The sequence below is a fragment of the Sphingomonas sp. genome (assembly GCF_048594985.1).
Lineage (GTDB): Bacteria > Pseudomonadota > Alphaproteobacteria > Sphingomonadales > Sphingomonadaceae > Sphingomonas_I.
This window is the reverse complement of the sequence record NZ_JBMDXG010000189.1, coordinates 1-2,788: the sequence shown is the minus strand read 5'-3', so window position 1 is coordinate 2,788 and position 2,788 is coordinate 1. Positions and strand designations below refer to the sequence as shown.

The following is a 2,788-nucleotide window of genomic DNA, read 5'->3' as shown; positions in this document are numbered from 1 at the left end:
GCGACGATCGTGCCCGAATCCTTCATCCCCGCAAGATGCTGGATCGCGCCGGAAATCCCGCCCGCGCGATAGACCGAGGGGGCGACGATCTTGCCCGTCTGGCCGACCTGATAATCGTTGGGCGCATAGCCCGCGTCGACCGCCGCGCGGCTGGCGCCGACGGCGGCATGGAGCTTGTCGGCCAGCGGATCGATCAGGCGGTGGAACTCCTCCTCCGACCCGAGCGCGCGTCCGCCCGACACGACCACCTTGGCGCTGGTCAGTTCGGGCCGCTCGGACGCGCTGGTCTCGCACCCGACGAAGCTGGACAGGCCGGCATCGCCCGCGCCCGACACGCTTTCCACCGGCGCGGCGCCGCCTTCGGCCGCCGCCTTGGGCAAGGCGGGCGCGCGCCCGGTCAGCACCATCTTCGCATCGGTCGACCTGACCGTCGCGACCGCGTTGCCGGCGTAGATCGGCCGCGTGAACGTGTCCGGCCCCTCGACCGACAGCACGTCGGACACCTGCATCACGTCGAGCAGGGCGGCGACGCGCGGCGCGACATTCTTGCCGTTCGACGTCGCGTTGAACAGCAGCGCGTCATAATCGCCCGCCAGCCCGACGACGAGCGGCGCCACGTTTTCCGCCAGCATCTGCGCATAAGCGGGATCGTCGGCAAACAGCACCTTGGCCACGCCCGCGACCCTAGCCGTCGCCTCGGCCGCCGCGCGCGCCTCGTCCCCCGCGCCCGCGACGAGGGCATGGACCTCGCCCAGCTTCGCGGCGGCGGTGAGCGTCGACAGGGTCGCGTCCTTGGGCGCGCCCGCGCCATGCTCGATCAACACCAGCACGGTCATGCGACGACTCCCAGATCCTTGAGCTTGCCGACCAGCGCGTCGACCGAGTCGAGCTTGATGCCCGCCTGCCGCTTGGCCGGCTCCTCGACCTTGAGCGTCTGGAGGCGCGGGGCGACGTCGACGCCGTAATCGGCGGGCGTCTTCTGCGCGAGCGGCTTGCTCTTGGCCTTCATGATGTTGGGCAGCGAGGCGTAGCGCGGCTCGTTGAGGCGCAGGTCGGCGGTGACGATCGCGGGCAGCGCAAGGCTGATCGTCTCGAGCCCGCCATCGACCTCGCGCGTCACGTCGACGCGGTCGCCCGCAAGCTCGACCTTCGACGCGAAGGTGCCCTGCGGCCGGCCGGCGAGCGCGGCCAGCATCTGCCCGGTCTGGTTGCAATCGTCGTCGATCGCCTGCTTGCCGAGCAGAACGAGGCCCGGCTGCTCCGCGTCCATCACCGCCTTCAGCAGCTTGGCGACGGCGAGCGGCTCGACCTCCTGATCCGACTGGATCAGGATGGCGCGATCGGCGCCCATGGCGAGCGCGGTGCGGAGCGTGTCCTGCGCCTTGGCCGGCCCGACGGAGACGGCGACGATCTCGGTCGCGGCGCCCTTTTCCTTCAGGCGGATCGCTTCCTCGACCGCGATCTCGTCGAAGGGGTTCATCGACATCTTGACGTTGGCGAGCTCCACGCCCGAGCCGTCGAGCTTCACCCGCGGCTTCACGTTATAGTCGATCACCCGCTTGACGGGGACGAGTATCTTCATCGCATCCTCTGTCCGCAACCTGTGCCGCGCCCTCTAGCCCCGGACCGCCGGGTAAGTCGAGTGCGGGACGGGGGCGTGTACGGGAAATGGGGGGCCGAACGGGGCGGTCATGGGAGGGCGAAGTTGACAAAGTTGACAGGTGCGAAGGGTATGGGCGGGGGGCTGGTGAATGGGTTTCAGTCGCAGGAGCTTGAGGAACATATTTTCACTTTGTATCACATTTGTTCTCATTTTCAAACAGCCGGTTTGCCTCACTGTGTTGACGGGGCCGCCCGTGTGGCTCAGCCTGCCCGCGCGCTGTCAAATATCTCAGCCATCGAGATGATCGAGCGCGCATGGCGTCGGGCAACCGCCATGCGATCGGAGCCGTAACCTCCACCGAGTGTGCTGGCCAGCGGGATGGCGCGGGACTTTGCCAGTTGAGCGACAAACCGGTCGCGGGAGATCAGGCCCTCGTCCGTAAGAGCCAGCCGACCAAGCCGGTCGTCGATATGCGGGTCAACTCCAGCCTGATAAAGGATGAGCTCGGGCATGAATTCGTCAACAACCTGCGGCAGCGTCTCACGTAGCACCGTCAGATAGCCCTGGTCGCCCGTGGCATCGGGCAACGGTATGTCCAGTGAAGAGCGGACTTTCCGAACCGGGAAGTTTCGCTCCGCATGAATTGAGAGCGTGAAAATATCGTCTCGGCCAGCGGTGAGACTTGCCGTGCCGTCGCCTTGGTGAACGTCAAGATCCAGAATGAGCAGCCGTGACACTTCGCGCTCGGTGATCAGCCGGTTCGCGGCAATAACGAGGTCGTTGAAGACGCAGTATCCCGCGCCAGTATCGAAGAGCGCGTGATGGCTGCCGCCAGCCGCATTGCCGGCAAAGCCGTGCGTGCGAGCAAGGCGCGCCGCGAGCCAGGTTCCCCCAGATGACAATTGCGCGCGAAGCGACGTTTGTTGGGTGATCGGGAACCCGATGCGCCGCTCCTTATCCGCGGGGACGCTCAGGCTGAAGACTTCCTCGACATATTCGGAAGCGTGAACCGCTTCGATCCACTGCCTCGGCATAGCCTCGGGCTGATGAAGAACGAGGGGCCGGCCGGTCTCCCGCAAAGCCTCCATCACGAGCCCATATTTATCAAAGCGCATACCCGTCCCGGGAGCACCAGGAGCGACGTAGCCGGGGTGGTGAACGATATGCATCGAGTACCGACGGTCT

General features: G+C 66.2%; 3 protein-coding genes. All 3 read right to left on the bottom strand.

Annotation, left to right across the window (positions count from 1 at the left end):
* Positions 1-836: electron transfer flavoprotein subunit alpha/FixB family protein (locus tag ACOJSF_RS07205; protein ID WP_420141536.1), on the bottom strand; the 836-nt coding region annotated here is incomplete at its 3' end.
* Positions 833-1,582 (bottom strand): electron transfer flavoprotein subunit beta/FixA family protein, encoded by a 750-nt coding sequence (locus ACOJSF_RS07200; protein ID WP_420141535.1) that lies wholly within the window; start codon positions 1,580-1,582, stop codon positions 833-835. The genes ACOJSF_RS07205 and ACOJSF_RS07200, both read right to left, overlap by 4 nt.
* 281 nt (positions 1,583-1,863) lie before the next feature.
* On the bottom strand, positions 1,864-2,772 hold the full coding sequence (locus ACOJSF_RS07195) for a histone deacetylase (protein WP_420141537.1): 909 nt from the start codon (positions 2,770-2,772) through the stop codon (positions 1,864-1,866).
* Positions 2,773-2,788 lie beyond the last annotated feature (16 nt).

Coding starts and splice junctions, on each gene's coding strand:
- ACOJSF_RS07200 (WP_420141535.1), bottom strand. CDS start 1,582: ATGAAGATACTCGTCCCCGTCAAGCGGGTGATCGACTATAACGTGAAG.
- ACOJSF_RS07195 (WP_420141537.1), bottom strand. CDS start 2,772: ATGCATATCGTTCACCACCCCGGCTACGTCGCTCCTGGTGCTCCCGGG.